The following is a 15,495-nucleotide window of genomic DNA, read 5'->3' as shown; positions in this document are numbered from 1 at the left end:
TGGCGGCGCCCGTCGGCTGTCGTCTGGGCGCCCGGGTGAACGCTGACGGTCAGACGACCGCTGGCACCTCGGCTCGGATGGTGCCCCGCAGGCGGGTGGCGTCCTGGCTTGGAGGCGCGCCGAACTGGCGACGATATTCGCGGCTGAACTGCGACGCGCTCTCGTAGCCGACTCGGATGCCCACCCCGGTGACGTCGTTGGGGTGCGTGGCGAGCAGGAGCCGCGCCTCCTGCAGTCGGATCTGCTTCTGGAACTGGATCGGACTCATCGCGGTCACTGCCTGGAAGTTGCGATAGAACGCCGACACGCTCATTCCGGTCAGCCGCGCCAGATCCTCCACCCGGAACGGCTGGGCATAGTGGTCGCGGATCCACCGGACCGCCCGAGCGATGTGGCTGAGGCTGCTGTCGGCCAGACCGAGCTGCCGTACGGCCGCACCCTGCTCCCCGGTGAGCAGCCGCCACAGGATCTCCCGCTTGATCAGGGGCGCGAGCACCGTGACGTCCCTGGGTCGGTCCAGCAGGCGAAGCAGTCGGATCACCGCGTCGCCGAGCTCGTCGGGAGCGTCGCTGACCAGCAGCCCCGACGGCGTCGGCCCAGCCAGGGGCGGAAGGTCGCCGGGCGCCGCCTGCAGCAGCAGCTCCGCGACCATGGCCGGATGTAGCACCAGCCCGAACCCCAGAGCCGGCGCGTCGGCGCTTGCCTGGGTGAAGCGGCCGGTGACCGGCAGGTCGACCGACGCGACGAGGTACTGGCCCGCGCGGTACTCGTACACGCGGTCGCCCAGCGCCATCTGTTTGGCGCCTTGAGCGATGAGTGCCAGCACGGTGCCCGACATCGACGTGGTCGGTGCCGTCTGCTGCTCGACCCTTGAGATCAGCACCCCCTCGATGGTGGTGCTCATGCCCGGTCGCGCGTGCCGGGCCAGCAGTGCCCGCAGCTCGTCGAGGTCCACGACCCGATTGAAGCACAGGACCGATCCTCGCCACAACGAGAGGATCAGGCAAGGAGCAGCGAGCATCCTTCTAACGTTTCTGCTGGTGAATGCGCTTCCATAGGAGTGTCAGTTTCCTGAAGAGCGCAGCGCAGCTCAACGATTAGGAGTCTCCACAATGTCTGTCCACCACGGGTTCCAGGCCACCATGACCGCTCAGCCGGGCAAGGCGGACGAGCTGATCCAGTTGTTGCTGGACGCACCGTCCCTGCCGCACGACGACTGCCTCGTCTTCCTGGTGTCCCGCTCGGCGTCCGACCGCGACGTCGTCCACGTCATCGAAGGCTGGACCAGCGCCGAGGCGCACAGCGCGTTCTTCGCCGGCGAGCAGGCGCAGGCCCTCGTCGCGAAGCTTCAGCCGCTGCTGGCCGGCGACTCGGCATACACCGACGCGGTGCCGGTCGGCGGCAAGGCGACCTTCTGAACCGGCGACCGCACCCACCGCCCCTGATCGTTCCAGCGAAAGGATTCGTGATGAACCTCCCCCGACCGGGCATCGACCCCGAGTTGCTCGTACCCCTGGCCGAACTGCCGCCGATGCCACCCCTCGGCCCCGAGGTGATCGAGCAGCTGCGCCACTTCCCCCAACCGTCGATCGACAGCCAGCTGGAAGGCCGTGCGGTCGAGCGGCGCGAGGTCACCGTTCCCGCCAGTGACGGAACGCCGATCCCGCTGTCCGTCCTCAGCCCCACCGATCGCGCCGCCGGCGCTCCCTGCGTCTACTGGATCCACGGCGGCGGAATGATGTGGGGCGACCGCTTCTCGAACATCGATGTCCCGCTGGAGTGGCTCGACCGGTTCGGCGCCGTTGTGGTCACTGTGGACTACCGGCTGGCGCCGGAGGCAACCGGTACGACGCTGGTCGACGACTGCTACCAGGGCCTGCTCTGGGTCGCCGAGAACGCCGTGGACCTCGGCATCGACCCGGCTCGCATCGTCGTGGCCGGCGCCAGCGCCGGGGGTGGCCTGGCGGCAGGAGTCACGCTGATGGCTCGCGACCGCAACACCCCGACCATCGCCGCGCAGTTGCTGTCGTGCCCCATGCTCGACCACCGCAACGACACCGTCTCCAGCCGTCAGTACAGCGGGCTGGACGGCGTGTGGACCCGGGAGATGAACGAGTTCGGGTGGCGCAGCGTCCTCGGCGGGCACACCGACCAGAACGTCTCCGCGTACGTCTCACCCGCGCTGGCGGACGACCTGTCCGGTCTGCCGACCACCTACATCGACGCCGGGACCGCCGAGGTCTTTCGCGACGAGGACGTCAGCTACGCGACCCGGATCTGGGCCGCCGGTGGCCAGGCCGAGTTGCACCTGTGGGCCGGGGGCTTCCACGGATTCTCGGCGCTGTTCCCCGAGGTCCGCGTGTCGGCCGCGGCGCGACGCGCCCAGACCGACTGGCTCGCCCGGGTTTTGGACCCCAGCCCCGACCTCAAGGACTGAGCCGAACCCATGGCCGGCGCTGACCAACCGACGCGCCGGCCATGGGTTCAGAGCCGCCAGCGCAGCGGCTCGGACGGCAGATAGCGGCAGGTGCTGCCGGTCGAGACGGCCTCGCGCAGATGGCCGGCGAGGCCCGGGTGCCGCTCGTCGAGCTTGCGCAGTGAGTCCCTGATTCGCGCGGTCACCGTCTTGCGGGCCCGCTCGGCCTCGTCGCCCAGGCGGCGGCTCCGACCGGCCAGCCCCGCTGCGGCACGTAGCTCGTCGAGCAACGCACCCCGCTCGGCGTCCAACGCGGCCACCTTTCGGTCGTCGTCGCGGGCGGCGGCCCGGTCGATCTCCTCGTCGAGGCGTGCCAGGTGCCGCCGGTAGCGGGCCTTCGCCTCGTCGTCGAGGACCGGGTCGGCGCCCATCCGCCGGGCGGCGACCAGCTCCGGCCCGGCAGCCGGGTCGAGCAGCTCCACGGCGGGCACGTCGCTGCCCGGCCGGCTGAGCAGCAGATGCAGGTCGTGCAGGCCCTTGGCGTCGGGCAGATGCACCACGACACCGGCGTACGCGAGTTGCCAGACCGGCCCGTCGCGCCGAAACTCGTACCCCTCGCCGGCTGGGGCGACCGCCGTGGCCTGACCGGGCGCGAAAGCCTGGCCTGGCCCGGCGTTGGCCGGCCCGACACCCTGGCCCGCCGCCGCAAGCTGGCCTGGCCCGGCGGCTACGGCCGGTGCGACGGCCTGGCCCGGCGCGACGGCCTGGCGTGCGGTGGCGGTCTGCTCGGCCGCTTCGGTGGGGGCCGGTTCGGCGAGCCGGTGCAGCACCTGCGTCATGCCCAGAGCCGTTGCCTGTTGAACGGTGGTGGCGCGCAGCGCGGCGAGTGTCGCGGCGTCGCCCGGGTGGCCCCGGCCGGCGAGGGCGTTCACGAGGCCGGCACGGGCGATGAGCGACCAGGTACGGGCACCCAGCCGGTCGGCGGACTCACGGGCGGCCGTGAAGCCGGCGATGGCGTCGTCCCAGCGTTGCTGGGCGGCGTCGATCATCGCCAGCCAGTGGTCGACCGGGCCGCTGACGTCGCAGCCGAAGAGCGCCACCATCCACTCTCCCCGGTGCGGGGCGAGTGCGGCCCGTGCGGCGTCACAGCGCTGCGGGTCGGCGGACGCGGCGGCGGCCTGCGCGCGTAACCGTAGCCAGATCGGCGACACCGGGCGCGGATAGCGGATGGCGGCGTCCTCGATGCCGGCGGTCAGCCGGACCGCAGTCTCGCCGTCGCCCCGCTCCGCAGCGGTGATCGCCCGCAGCAACTCCTGGTAGGGGTAGTCGATCGGGGCCAGCGCGTCCAGCAGGGCGTCGGCCTCGGCGAACCGACCCTGGAGCAGCGCCCGGGACCAGCGCAGGTGATGGCCCATGAACCCGAACTCGGCATGGCCCGGGTCGGAGAAGTCGCTGAGGACGGCGAACCGCTCGTCGGCCTCGGCGAAGTCACCCCGGAAAGCCGCGATGATCCCGCTGTCGATGGCCGCCGAAATCTGGTGCCGGCTGAGGTCGCCGTGCCGGTCCGCGCCCACGAAGGTGGTGAGCTCCTCGTTGAAGTGCGGATCGCCCAACTCCAGTAGCGCCACCCAGCGCAGCGAGGTGGCCCACAGCTCGGTCTCCCGGTCTCCCGTGCGGCGGGCCACGTCCCGGATCTCGGCGGTCAGCGCGGCGCGGGCCGCCGCGGTGCCCAACCCCCAGGTGGTGTCGTGGCGGGCCCAGAGGCTGAACGTCAACGCCTCGTCGTCCTGCCCGCGCCGGGCGATCGTCTCGGTGGCGGTGATCAGGTCGGCGACCAGCGCGCCGACCGACGCGTCGGCGTCCGGTTCGCCGATCAGCTTCCGGTACGCGTCGCGCACCAACTCCGCCGCGTCGATCGGCTGAATGGCCTCCACCTGGCGGGCCCGGTTCACGATGAGGGCGACGCGGGCCAGCAACACCGGGTCGTCGAGTGTGCGAGCCAACGCCCCGGCCTCGGCGAGCAGTGCGGCGGACTCCTCCCGGCCGGCGTGGTGATATTGCGCCTCGCCGAACTCGATGAGGATCCGTACGCGTTGCTCCCGGTCCTCGACGACCTCCAGCGCCCGGCGGAAGTGCACCGCCGCCTCGTCGGCGGCCAGCCGGACGAACGCGTCCCGCCCGGCGGCGACCAGCAGCGTGGCCACCCGCGCGCGGTCGAGTGCGGGGCCGGCGAGGTAGGCGTGGCGGGCGAGGTCGGCCGGGACCAGCTGATCGGTGAGCTCCCGCAGGTCGTCGACCGCCCGGACGACCGCGCCGTGCCGCGCCTGCCGCTCGTCGGGGGACAGCCCGTCGTAGATGGTCTCCCGGACCAGGTCATGGGCGAAGACGAACCGGCCGCCGCCCCGGGCGACCACCAGCCGGGCGGTCACCGCACGGTCGAGCAGCCGGTCGGCCTGCGCCACCGGGGCGGCACCGCAGGCCGCCAGGACCTGGCGGTGGAACTCACGCCCCAGCACGGCCGCGACGGTGAGCGCCTCGACCACGGCCGGCGGCAACTGGGCCAGGCGGCGGCGCACCGCTTCCCGTACGCCGGGTGCGATCGTGCCGGCCGCGTCGTCGGCGTGCCACAGCCTGGCGGTCTGCTCGATGAAGAACGGGTTGCCACCGGTGCGCCGGTGCACCTCGTCCACGAGGTCGGCGTCGGGTTCCCGACCGGCGGTGCGTGCCATCAGCGCGGCCACCTCGTCGCGGGCGAGGCCGGTGAGGGTGATCGTGGTGGCCTTCGCGACCAGCGGCATCAGCAGGGGGCGCAGCGGGTGCTCGCCCGACTCGACCTCCGCGTCGCGGTAGGTGCCGACCAGCAGCAACCGCTCGAACCAGGTGTGCTGGGCGGCGAAGCTCAGCAACCGCAGTGAGGCCGGGTCGGCCCAGTGCAGGTCGTCGAGGACGACCACGACCGGCCGCTGCTGGGAGACCGCGACCAGCGCGGCGGTCACCGCGTCGTACAGCGCGAACCCTTCCTGGTCGGCGCTGTCCGTGTCGACGCCGGCCCAGGTGGTAAGCCGGTCGGCCTGCTGCTTGCTGGGGTCGGCCTCGCCGAGCAGTGCCGCGAGGGCCGGCTCGGCGTCCGGCCGTGCCACCGCCCAGTCGCCGGCGGAGCGCCGCAGGCCACGCAGCACCTGCACCCATGGCCAGTAGCCGGGGGCGCTGTCGGAATCCCAGCAGGCGGCGCCGAGCACCAGCGCGCCGCGTTGCCGGGCCTCCCGGGCGGCCGACGTGACGAGGGTCGTCTTGCCGATGCCCGGCTCACCGGTGACCAGGACCAGACCGCCGTGGCTGGTGGCGGCGCGGTCAAATTCGGCGCGCAGCAGACCTGCGGGGTGATCCCGCCCGATGATGGCGTCGCCGCGCCGCGCGTCCATGGTTTCCAGACGGTACTGGAACAGTCCGACAGCGCGAGCGAGTTAGCCGGCCGACCCTCTTTCTTGATCTTGAAGGCGCACCCACCTGTCCCTAACCTTCCCTATCCGAGTAGGATGGGGAACGATGACGGAAGACATGTACTCTGTTGAGCAGGTCGCCGACCGGCTTGGGCTGCACGTGCGGACGGTGCGCAGCTATATCCGCTCGGGCCGGTTGCGCGCGGTGCGGATCGGCAAGCAGTACCGGATCGCCGCCAGTGATCTCGATGCGCTCACCGGTCAGGCCCCGGTCGCGCCCGGCGTCGCCCGGCAGGCGGAGGTGTCGAGCATCGTCCAGATCGACGGCGTCGACAGAGCCGCCGCCGACCGGCTCGGCACGCTCGTGCTCACCAGCGCCAACACCGGCCACGACCAGGCCAGCCCGCTGCGGGTGCAGACGGTGTACGACGAGCAACGCCACCGCATGAAGATCATCGTCCTGGGTGACCCGGCCTCCACCGCCGAGTTGCTGCACCTGCTCGACGCCGTGCTCAACGCCGACAACGGCCTGCTCGACCGGGAGGTCAACGATGCCTGACGAGATCCAGGAACGCGCCGGAGTGCCGGTGCTGGTCTGTGACCCCGACGGCCCGCCACTGACCACCGAGCAGGACGCGCTGGACCTGATCGGGGCGGCGTTCCTCGGCGCCCAGGTGGTCGCCGTGCCGGCCAACCGACTCGACGCACGCTTCTTCTCGCTGGGCACCCGCTTCGCCGGCGACGTGATGCAGAAGTTCGTCAACTACCGACTGCGGCTGGCCGTCGTCGGCGACATCTCGGCGCAGCTCGCGGACAGTTCCGCGTTGCGCGCCCTGGTGCACGAGTCGAACCAGGGTGGACACATCTGGTTTCTCCCCGACCTCGACGCGCTCGACGCCCGCCTCCGCGCGGCGCGATAGCCCATCACCCGCCGCCAGCAACCGCCATCTCCACCTCGTCCGCCTCGACCGCCCTCGCCCGGGCCTGCTCGGCCGCCCACCGCAGGTATGCCAGCCACTCCTCGGACGACCAGCCGTTGCGCCGGCCGACACCCGCCTCGGCGGGGAGCAGGCCGGCCACGACCCGGTCGAGGATCAGGGGCTGCACACCGCCCACCCCACGCCGGTAGCCGACGAAGTAGAGGACCTTCGTGAACAGGCCCGGCCCCAACCAGGGCAGGCGAGCGTGGTCGGGGTCGCCGAAGCGGCGGTACGCCGTGCACAGCGCGTCCTCGTCGGGCGCTGGCGTGGACAGCTCTTCCAGCGCGTACGCCAGGCGTTTGCCGTCCGGGTCGGCGTCGAGTGACCTGGTGGCGCGCCACGGGCCGTACCCGATGGGTCCGTAAGCCCAGATCAGCACGGCGGTCAGCAGTTGCCGTGGGCTCGCGGAGCCGGCCCGGTATGCCTCGGCGACCGTGAAGACGTCGCGCCGCCAAATCTCCCCGCTCGCCGGCAGGGGGTCGGGCCACGCGTCCGGCGGCAGCCCGGCCCGCCAGCGGCCGATGTTGACGGTGACCGGAGCCTGCTCGCCCGGTAACGGTTCCTGCATGGCGTCTCCCTCAGGTCGCGAACAGCTCGAAAGCCGAACGCTATGGCCGGGCATGCAGACCCGACTGTCCGAGAACGCCATATCGCGGTATCAAGGACCACCACCTCGCCCAATCGTGCCGTGAGCGGCCTGTCGGCCGGCGGTCTGAGGCGTTCGGAGCAGGCCTTCTCCTGACGAGCGTGATGCCTGGGAGTCAACCGGACCGTGGGGCTGCCCCAGGTACGGGCGCCGGTGTTGTCGGCCCGGACCAACATCGCCGCACCGTACCGCGCGTTCCACTGTGCTTTGTGGACGCGTAATTGGTCGGACAGGAACCCGTGGGGGCGGAGAATGTCGCACGGTTGATCTACGGTGCTCCCGTGCTTCCCCGAAACGTGAAAATCATCGATCAGGTCCGCGCCGAGGCGCTCCGTCGCGGCATCCCCGCCGCCGACGTGGAGCGCTGGCTGGAGCTCGCCCGCCCGTCCGCCTTCCTGACACAGGGGGGTGACGGGCCCGTCGTGGGCGCCATCCGTGGACCCTTGATGCTTCCGGCCGACGCCGAGGACCCCGAGTATCCCTTGATCGCCACCATCGACTGCGCTGCTCTTCCGGCAGACGTGACCGACCTTCCACTACCGTCCGACGGCCAACTGCTGCTGTTCGGCTGGCCCGAGGAAAGCGGCTGGGGCGAGGTCAGGTACGTGCCGGCAGGCGTGGCGGTCGAGGAGCGCGAGCGGTATCCGGCTGACTTCCCTCCGGACGACGAGGAGTTCGCCGAGGTCTACACGGAGATCCCGCAGGGCGATCTGCACCTCACTGTCGACATTTCTCTGCCCTACGTCAAGACGATCCCGGGGCCCCCGTGGTCTCCGCCACTGCCGGGAGATCCCCCGTTCGAAGAGATGACCGACGTGTGGAAGAAGGTCCTGAGCAAGGTGCCCGACGGCCCGTTCTCCTATGCAGACGGGACGACGCCGCTGCTGTTGGGCGGCTACGGCACTGACTGCAACGGTTTCAACCCCGCGTGGTTGGGTGCCAACCCCTCCGGCCGGCCCGCGCAGGACGGGTCGGTGCGAGGGGTTGACGGGCCACCCGACCATGGCGACTGGGTCGTGCTTGCCGAGTTCCACGGTGGCAGACAAGGCGGCGCGAGCATCCACTGGGTGATCCAGCGTGCCGACCTTAAGGAACGACGCTTCGACCAGGCCAGAGTCCTCGTCTACTGGAATCCGTGAGGCTGGACTAGCCGCCCGACGACCGGGTACGCGCAGTGCATGGGTAGCCACAAGCAGAACAAACACGACAGCGGTGGCGAGTCGGCGCGAGGTCGGCGGCATCCGGGCAGCGGCGCTCGGGGCCGCCAGGGTTCGCCCGTGGAGCACTCGCCTGACCAACGTCACCGCCGCACCGCGACCGGCTCCGCTGGCACCGAGCGCGACCTGGGTCGAGCCAAGGTTTCCGGCGACGGGCGAATTCAACGGCAGGGTGGCTCGTGAGCTAACCAGCCAAGGGTGTTGCCGCCTCGTGTTCGCGGGGCGGCAACACCGGGTGATCGACTACGCGGTGGCGAATCCTAGCCCACATATTGACACTTGCCTATCATCTTAGAGGAAGTCGCCCTAGCGTTCGCAGCATGTCCGCTCGCCGCGTCGCCGCCGTCGTCGCCCTCGCCGCGCTGGCGAGCCTGCTCGCCGTCAACGCCGCGAGCGCGGACGGCCCGGCCATCAGCACCCCCGGCAACCCGGTGGTGGTAGCCAACGAGCCGCACCAGCTAACCCTCAGTTGGGCGCCCTCGACCTGGATCGGCGATCCGGCGGCGGAGCAGCCGATCAACTACGAGGTGCAGGCACTGCTTGGCCCCAACACGTACCGCTGGCTCGGCACCACGCTCGACACCACGATCACGCTGACCGACCTCGCGCCCGGCACGACGTACTGGATCGCGATTGGCGCCCGTGCGCTCGGCGGCTATTCCGACAGCTCGCCCGGCGTCACCGTGCGCACCGCCAGCGGCCGCGCGACGGTCAGCTACCTCAATCTCGACTGGTCCCCGACGAACAACCAGATCCAGCACCTCCTCAAGGTCACCAACACCGGCAGCGGGCCGCTCGATCTGAGCGCGGTGCGGGTGCGCTACCACCTGCGCTTCGAGGGCGGCAACACGTCGCTGGTGCCGAACTGCGACTGGGCCGCGCTGGGCTGCGACCGGATCCGGCAAACCGTGCAGTTCTTCATCCCGCCGGGCGGGCCGTCCCCGTTGACGACACCCGGGCCTGGCTATCCGATCCCGGGCACCGCGGCCCCCGGCTGGGTGGAGCTGACCTTCACCGGCGGGATGCTCGAACCTGGCGCGTCGACCGGGCCGATCCAGCTACGGCACCACCGGCACAGTTGGAGTGACATCGAAGAACGCGACGACCCGAGCTGGCTCGCCGCCACCAGCCAGTGGACCGAGAACGACAAGATCACGCTGGACGTCGACGGGGTACGCGAGTTCGGCGACCTCTCCTCCTGACCGCGTCCGGCGACCGGCATGAGCGGTGTCCGGCCGGCGATGTCCTGACGAGCGTGATGCCTGTGAGTCATCAAAATGACTCACAGGCATCAACCGCTTCAGGGCACGAACCAGGAGTCCAGACCGTCGAGCCATCCGTCTCGACGGTCGACCATCATCTTGTGCGATCGACTGGCAGGTCTTCGACGTGGCCCCACTTGAGTTCGGTGCCGCCAACCAGAGCCGCCTCACCCCAGGAGACCCGGAGTAGACCTTCGTCGGAGTTGCAGGCAAACCCGACGAGCAGCACCTTCGGCTCGTCGGTCAACTGCTCCACGGCATCCCGAAGAGCTGAGCGGTCGCGGGCCTCCTCTGGCGTGAGCGGCATCAGCGGCAGAGTGACCTCCTCATGGCTCGGCTCAGGCCCGAAGAGAATCAGCAGGTCTCGGATCAGCCGGTTGAGGTCACGCCCGGGGCGGGCGTCGCGCATGTCCAGGTCGCTCCGGGTCGCATACCGCCAGGGCAGCAGCAGATGACCTCGGCAGATGGTGACCCGCACCTGGGCGCCCGGCGGATGGACGTCCACCACATCGGGAAAGTCGTGCAGATACTCGTGCAGCACCTCGTACTGCTGCTTCCACCGGACCGGGCCGAAGGCATGATCGGTGTCCAACTCCGATGCTTCGCGCGCATCCTGGGCCAGCTCGACCGCGCGGCCCAACGCCGCCGGCACAGCAGTACGCAGAGCGGTTGCCAGATCCAGCCCGAACTTCTCGATCGACCACTGGGATGGACCGTCAGCATCACCCATGCGGCTCACTCCCCGTGTCGAGTCACGCACTAACAGACAGCAAGACTCCCATGATGGTCACTGGATGAGAAGGCCGGACAACAACTCCAGAGCAGCAGCCAGCCATCAGCGGGTGAAGCTCGCGGGCAGGTGAATGCGTGCCGCGGGGACACCGAGGGCGAGCAGTCGTGGCCGCGCACTGGTCAGCATCGCGGGTGGGCCGCAGAGGTAGATCTCCTGGCCGGGCCGGTGGTGGTCGAGGGCGATGGTCAGGGCGTCACCCCGTTCGGCGGGTTCAGCGCAGGGGTCGTCGGAGAAGGCTGGCACGATGGTCAGCCAGTCGTGGGCGCATTGCAGCTTGTCGAGGCTGACCGAGTCGTACAGGTCAGTGAACGTGCGCGCGCCGACGACCAGCGTCACCCGCCGGCCGTCCGGCGCGGCGGCGACCTGCTCGACCAGGGAGCGCAGCGGCGCCAGGCCGGTGCCACCGGCGACGAGCAGCAGATCGCTCGTGCTCGCCGGGTCGAGGCGCAGACCGGTGTCGCCGGGTGGGCCGAGCCAGAGCAGCTCGCCGGCGCGTACCTCATGGACCAGGCGGTGGGAGACGGTGCCGGCGGGTATGGCGCGGACATGCAGCTCGACGGTGCCGTCGGCGCGTGGGGCGTTGGCCGGCGAGAGCCAGCGCCAGTGCCCGGGTAGGCGCGGCGTGCAGACTGGCACGGCCTGACCTGGTTGGAAGGGCAGTCGCCGCCAGGGACGTACCGTCAGGATGGCGATGTCGGGCGACGGCCGATCGTGGCCGATCACCTGGACGTGCCACCAGGCCCGGCCGTCGCCGGCCTGTGCGGCGGCGCGGCGCACGGTGTGCGTGGCGCGGCACAGGGCGCGCTCCGCGGCCAGGGCGAGCTGCGGCGTCCACAGTGGTCGGGCGTGGCGGGCCACGGTGGCGAGCAACGCGTCGCCGATGGTGGTGGAGTGCGGGAGCAGGTCGAAATGACGGTACGCGCGGCCGAGCACCAGGAGCAGCGCCGCCCGGTTCGCCGGGTCGTCCCCGCCGACCATGAGGCGGCCCAGCGCGGTGAAGAACAGTGGCGCGTCGCGGTGTGGGAGCAGGCCGGGTCGGCGGTCTTCGACTGTGCACCAGAAGTCGCCGGCGGCCCGCACGTCGACCGACGCCCAAGCGGCGGCCAGGCCCACGCGAGCCGGGTGGTCGTCGTCGATCAGGGTGGGCATGCCGGCTCCGAGACGTTGACGGATCGAGAGGCACCGGGGCGGGCGGGACGCGGCTGCGCCGTTGAGGGCCGGCGCAACTCCGAAACCAGCACCCGCCCCGGGCCATGGGTCGACTCTCGCGCTTGACCAGGCAATACGGCATGTCACAGTGATCGTCGACGGCATGCGCGGCCCGTATGCGGTCAACCAGGCGCCACCCTGGTCGGGCAGACTGCGGGCATGATGGAACACCCGGTGCTGTATCTGGTCGTCTGCGCCGCGGGTCCGGCGGAATACATCGACGAGCTGGTCGATGTGCTGATCGCCGACGGGTGGCGGGTGTGCATGATCGTCAGCCCTACCGCCGCTCCGTGGCTCGACCGGGAGGCGTTGCAAGACAAGACCGGCTATCTCGTACGCGTGGAGTGGCGCATGCCCGGCGACCCCGAGCCGCACCCGCCGGCCGATGTGGTGGTGGCCGCCCCGCTCACGTTCAACACGGTGACGAAGTGGGCGCTGGGCATCAACGACACCCTGGCGCTCGGCGTCCTCAACGAGTCGCTGGGCGCGGGACTGCCGATCCTTGCCTTCCCGCACGTCAAGGCGGAGTTGGACGCCCATCCGGCGTACGCCGGTCACCTGGCGGTGCTGCGCGGCGCCGGCGTTGTCGTCGCCAAGGGGAAGGTGCTCAACCCGACGGACGAGAAGGATCGTTGGGCCATGGTCATCGAGGCGCTGCGGTTGCTTCGCCCAGCCTGAGCAGTTGTTCCTTGTTCGGCCGTCCTTGAGATATGCGTCGTGCGTATACCAGCGCTCCACGCAGCGTGTTCAATGGATACGCTCGATGAGGCGAGACGGACGGAGCCGCCGGTGACCCACGCGAACTGCCCTCGGTGTGGCGGACGGCTGGCCCGGGACAACGACAGCGGACGGTGCACGCCGTGCCAGGCCGCCGAGCGGGACCGGTTAAGCGCGCCGCCGGTGGTGCCGGCGACCTTCTGGGAGCACGAGCCGGTGCGGCGGGCCCTGGCGGAGCGGCATCTCGGGCGGGTGATCAGGGCGTATCGCTGCCATCCGTACCACGGACGGGTCGCCTTGCCGCAGACCGTGGTGGCGGGGAGGTTTGGGATCACGCAGGCGCAGTTGAGTCGGGTGGAGAACGGGCCACCGCTGGTGCACCTGGACCGACTGGCGCATTGGGCGCAGCTTCTCGGGATTCCAGCTTCTTGCCTCTGGTTCGGTCTCCCCGGCCAGCCTTACCGAGCCGACGATCACGCCGCAGACGACCGTCATGCCCACAACTCGGTAGCTGAGCAGGGCGAACCGGCTGCAATGGCGGTTACCGTGGATGGGGCATCAACCCAAGGGGGTGGCGCTACGGACCGGCGACGCTTCAACGCAATGGCCGCGCTCGCGGGACTCGCCGCAGCCGGTCACCCTTACCTGCTCACAGATCCTGCCAACGTGCCTCGAAACATCGGCATGGAACAGGTACGACTGGCTAGTTCGCTGGTTCAAGATTTCCGGCGAGCCGATGCGGCAGTCGGTGCTGACCAGCTCTGCGACGTTGCCGTCCAGGCTCACGCCAGGCTGTCAACGTGGGCGGCAAGGGCGACCTACAGCCGACAAGTCGGCGATGCCCTTCAAAGCGCGCTGGCCGACCTCGGTATCCAGGCCTCATGGCTCGCTACCGATGCTGAGCGCAGGCACGAAGCCAGGCCCTTTCTGAACGAGGCCATCACCCGCGCACGGATCGCAGACGACCCTCGCATGGAAGTACAGGCGCTCACCCAGTTGTCCATGCTGCTCCGCGACAGTCAGCCCGGCGAGTCGCTGCACTGCGCTGAGGCGGCGCTACGCGTTTCCGCCAGATGGGCGACACCTCGACTCACCACGCTGTTACATCTGCGGAGGGCGCACACCTACGCCCTGCTCACGGACGCGGGTGGCTTCAGCCGGGAGATGACCAAGGCTCGCCGCGAGTTGGAGCGCGGACCACACGAGGATGACCTCGGGTTTGTGGACTTCGTCAACGAGCAGGAAGTGAACGGCATCCAGGGGCTCTCGTATCTCGCGCTGGACAAGCCCGACCGTGCCGCGCAGTCGTTCCGCGCAATCATCGCCAATCCGTCGCCGGGACATCGCCGGAACCAGGTCTACTACACCGTGCACCTGTCGGAAGCGGCGTATCGGCAGGGCGACATTAATGAGGCAGCCCGCATCGCGCTGAGCGTCCTGCCCGCGGTCAGCCAGATGAACTCGGGTCGAATTAGCCGGCGCCTTGCGCGGGTGCGCTCGAACCTCGCGGCGTCACGGCAGGCGACCACGGCAACGCGCCAGTTCGTCAACGCCTACGACCAGGCGGTGAGTGTGTGATCGAGGGCTTGCAACTCCGCCATCACAACGCCGACGAGGCTAAGGGGATCCTCGATCAGCTTGTGGGCCTCTATTTGGAGGTATACGCGGGCGGCGGCGAGTTCCACAGCGAGGACCGATTCCGGCGTCAGCTCTCCATGCACATGCAACGGGTTGGGTGGGAGCTGGTGACCGCAACGGTCGACGGGGCTCTGGTCGGCTACATCTACGGATTTCCGCTCCCGTCGCAGACTCGGTGGTGGGACGGCATCCACGAGCCTGCGCCGCCTGGGTTCACCGACGAGGACGGCAGACGCACCTTCGCGCTCAGCGAACTGCTAGTACATCCCAACTGGCGACGTCAGGGCATCGCTGCGGCGCTGCATGACGACCTGGTTGGTGGCCGCACTGAGCCGCGAGCCACGCTGCTGGTCCGTCCCGACAACATCGCCGCCCAAAGGGCGTATCGCTCCTGGGGCTGGAGCAAGGTCACCAAGCTGCGGCCGATCTGGGAGAATGCGCCTGTCTTCGATGTTCTGCTGCGCACTGCAGAGATCCACCCTCTTCCGATTGCTACAGATCTTGAGGCAGGGTAGGTCGACTGTTGGTCGCCGTGCCAGCGTGATCTTCGCCAGTGATTGTCGTACGCCGGGACGATGAGGCACGCAGACATAGGTTGGGTTGTCCGCCCTGCGGCGGGCAAAACGTGAGGTGGTACGGCGGCAGGCGACCGGGCCGGTTAACCGAGAGTATGGCTGCTGTGACGGAGTGCGAGAGAATGGCGATTACTGGAGGTCCGGCCCTTCGTCGGCCAGCTCCATTGAGTGACGCGGTCTCCAACCAGATGAAGCGCATGCGCCGGTCCTCCACTAAGCCAGAACTACTTATCCGCCGGGAACTGCACCACCGCGGCCTGAGGTTCCGGATCAACCACCCAGAACTGCCGGGACGACCTGACATCGCCTTCACCAGAGCACGTCTGGCCATCTTCGTTGATGGGTGCTTTTGGCACCAGTGTCCGAAACATGGCGTGTTGCCGAAGAACAACCGTGAGTGGTGGCAGGCAAAGCTGCGTCGGAACGTCGAACGGGACAGGGAGAAGGACGCGGCACTGACGGCACTGGGTTGGCAGGTTCGACACTTCTGGGAACACGAGGACCCTGCGGCCGTGGCGGATGAGGTGGAGCAGACATGGCGACATCTACGGACACCGCCGGCGCCTGTTTCAAGATCACGACGTAGGTTGTGACATCCTGGT

15 protein-coding genes are annotated in these 15,495 nt (G+C 69.7%); 10 read left to right on the top strand and 5 right to left on the bottom strand.

Features of this window, described 5'->3' with window-relative positions; all coding sequences use genetic code 11:
• Positions 1–49: 49 nt before the first annotated feature.
• Entirely contained in the window at positions 50–955 is a 906-nt protein-coding gene (locus FBZ33_RS03995; protein ID WP_141908035.1) for an AraC family transcriptional regulator, read from the bottom strand.
• A gap of 157 nt (positions 956–1,112) precedes the next feature.
• Here FBZ33_RS03995 and FBZ33_RS03990 point away from each other — a divergent pair, with 157 nt between their 5' ends.
• Together FBZ33_RS03990 and FBZ33_RS03985 are read left to right on the top strand one after the other, a co-directional pair.
• Positions 1,113–1,418 carry a putative quinol monooxygenase gene (locus FBZ33_RS03990; protein WP_141908034.1) on the top strand — a complete coding sequence of 102 codons (306 nt, stop codon included), beginning with the start codon at positions 1,113–1,115 and terminating at the stop codon, positions 1,416–1,418.
• Positions 1,419–1,468: 50 nt separating this feature from the next.
• Positions 1,469–2,437, top strand: coding sequence for an alpha/beta hydrolase (locus FBZ33_RS03985; protein WP_141908033.1), 969 nt, complete (start codon positions 1,469–1,471; stop codon positions 2,435–2,437).
• A gap of 47 nt (positions 2,438–2,484) precedes the next feature.
• On the opposite strand, the gene FBZ33_RS03980 is transcribed toward FBZ33_RS03985, so the two are convergent.
• The gene (locus FBZ33_RS03980; protein WP_141908032.1) at positions 2,485–5,838 is read right to left on the bottom strand and encodes an AAA family ATPase; all 3,354 of its coding nucleotides are present in this window, start codon (positions 5,836–5,838) and stop codon (positions 2,485–2,487) included.
• Positions 5,839–5,962: 124 nt separating this feature from the next.
• Between FBZ33_RS03980 and FBZ33_RS03975 the strand changes: the two genes are divergently transcribed.
• Both FBZ33_RS03975 and FBZ33_RS03970 read left to right on the top strand, forming a co-directional pair.
• Positions 5,963–6,415: a helix-turn-helix domain-containing protein gene (locus tag FBZ33_RS03975; RefSeq protein ID WP_141908031.1), complete on the top strand. Its 453-nt coding sequence runs from the start codon at positions 5,963–5,965 to the stop codon at positions 6,413–6,415.
• On the top strand, positions 6,408–6,776 hold the full coding sequence (locus FBZ33_RS03970; RefSeq protein ID WP_141908030.1) for a DUF4180 domain-containing protein: 369 nt from the start codon (positions 6,408–6,410) through the stop codon (positions 6,774–6,776). The genes FBZ33_RS03975 and FBZ33_RS03970 overlap by 8 nt, the downstream gene beginning before the upstream one ends.
• Before the next feature lie 4 nt (positions 6,777–6,780).
• Here FBZ33_RS03970 and FBZ33_RS03965 read toward each other — a convergent pair whose 3' ends face one another.
• The gene (locus tag FBZ33_RS03965; RefSeq protein WP_141908029.1) at positions 6,781–7,404 is read right to left on the bottom strand and encodes a hypothetical protein; all 624 of its coding nucleotides are present in this window, start codon (positions 7,402–7,404) and stop codon (positions 6,781–6,783) included.
• 341 nt (positions 7,405–7,745) lie between these two features.
• Between FBZ33_RS03965 and FBZ33_RS03960 the strand changes: the two genes are divergently transcribed.
• Positions 7,746–8,621 carry a DUF1963 domain-containing protein gene (locus FBZ33_RS03960; protein WP_141908028.1) on the top strand — a complete coding sequence of 292 codons (876 nt, stop codon included), beginning with the start codon at positions 7,746–7,748 and terminating at the stop codon, positions 8,619–8,621.
• A 398-nt stretch (positions 8,622–9,019) separates the two neighbouring features.
• Positions 9,020–9,901: a cellulose binding domain-containing protein gene (locus tag FBZ33_RS03955; RefSeq protein WP_141908027.1), complete on the top strand. Its 882-nt coding sequence runs from the start codon at positions 9,020–9,022 to the stop codon at positions 9,899–9,901.
• Positions 9,902–10,055: 154 nt separating this feature from the next.
• Here FBZ33_RS03955 and FBZ33_RS03950 read toward each other — a convergent pair whose 3' ends face one another.
• A complete protein-coding gene (locus FBZ33_RS03950) occupies positions 10,056–10,691 on the bottom strand; it encodes a hypothetical protein (protein ID WP_141908026.1) in 636 nt (211 codons plus the stop codon).
• A 105-nt stretch (positions 10,692–10,796) separates the two neighbouring features.
• Positions 10,797–11,903: an FAD-binding oxidoreductase gene (locus FBZ33_RS03945; RefSeq protein ID WP_255508709.1), complete on the bottom strand. Its 1,107-nt coding sequence runs from the start codon at positions 11,901–11,903 to the stop codon at positions 10,797–10,799.
• Between the two features lie 219 nt (positions 11,904–12,122).
• On the opposite strand from FBZ33_RS03945, the gene FBZ33_RS03940 reads away from it, so the two are divergent.
• The 4 genes from FBZ33_RS03940 (at position 12,123) to FBZ33_RS03925 (ending at position 15,486) form a co-directional block, all read left to right on the top strand.
• Positions 12,123–12,641: a flavoprotein gene (locus tag FBZ33_RS03940; protein ID WP_141908025.1), complete on the top strand. Its 519-nt coding sequence runs from the start codon at positions 12,123–12,125 to the stop codon at positions 12,639–12,641.
• Between the two features lie 111 nt (positions 12,642–12,752).
• Positions 12,753–14,258, top strand: a complete 1,506-nt coding sequence (locus FBZ33_RS33200; RefSeq protein WP_255508708.1) for a helix-turn-helix transcriptional regulator — start codon at positions 12,753–12,755, stop codon at positions 14,256–14,258.
• Positions 14,255–14,833 (top strand): GNAT family N-acetyltransferase, encoded by a 579-nt coding sequence (locus FBZ33_RS03930; RefSeq protein WP_141908024.1) that lies wholly within the window; start codon positions 14,255–14,257, stop codon positions 14,831–14,833. The genes FBZ33_RS33200 and FBZ33_RS03930 overlap by 4 nt, the downstream gene beginning before the upstream one ends.
• A 155-nt stretch (positions 14,834–14,988) precedes the next feature.
• Positions 14,989–15,486 (top strand): very short patch repair endonuclease, encoded by a 498-nt coding sequence (locus FBZ33_RS03925; RefSeq protein WP_370452965.1) that lies wholly within the window; start codon positions 14,989–14,991, stop codon positions 15,484–15,486.
• Positions 15,487–15,495: the final 9 nt, after the last annotated feature.

This window comes from Micromonospora sp. A202, assembly GCF_006715105.1.
GTDB classification, from domain to species: Bacteria; Actinomycetota; Actinomycetes; order Mycobacteriales; family Micromonosporaceae; genus Micromonospora; species Micromonospora zamorensis.
This window is presented reverse-complemented; position numbering and strand designations above follow the sequence as displayed.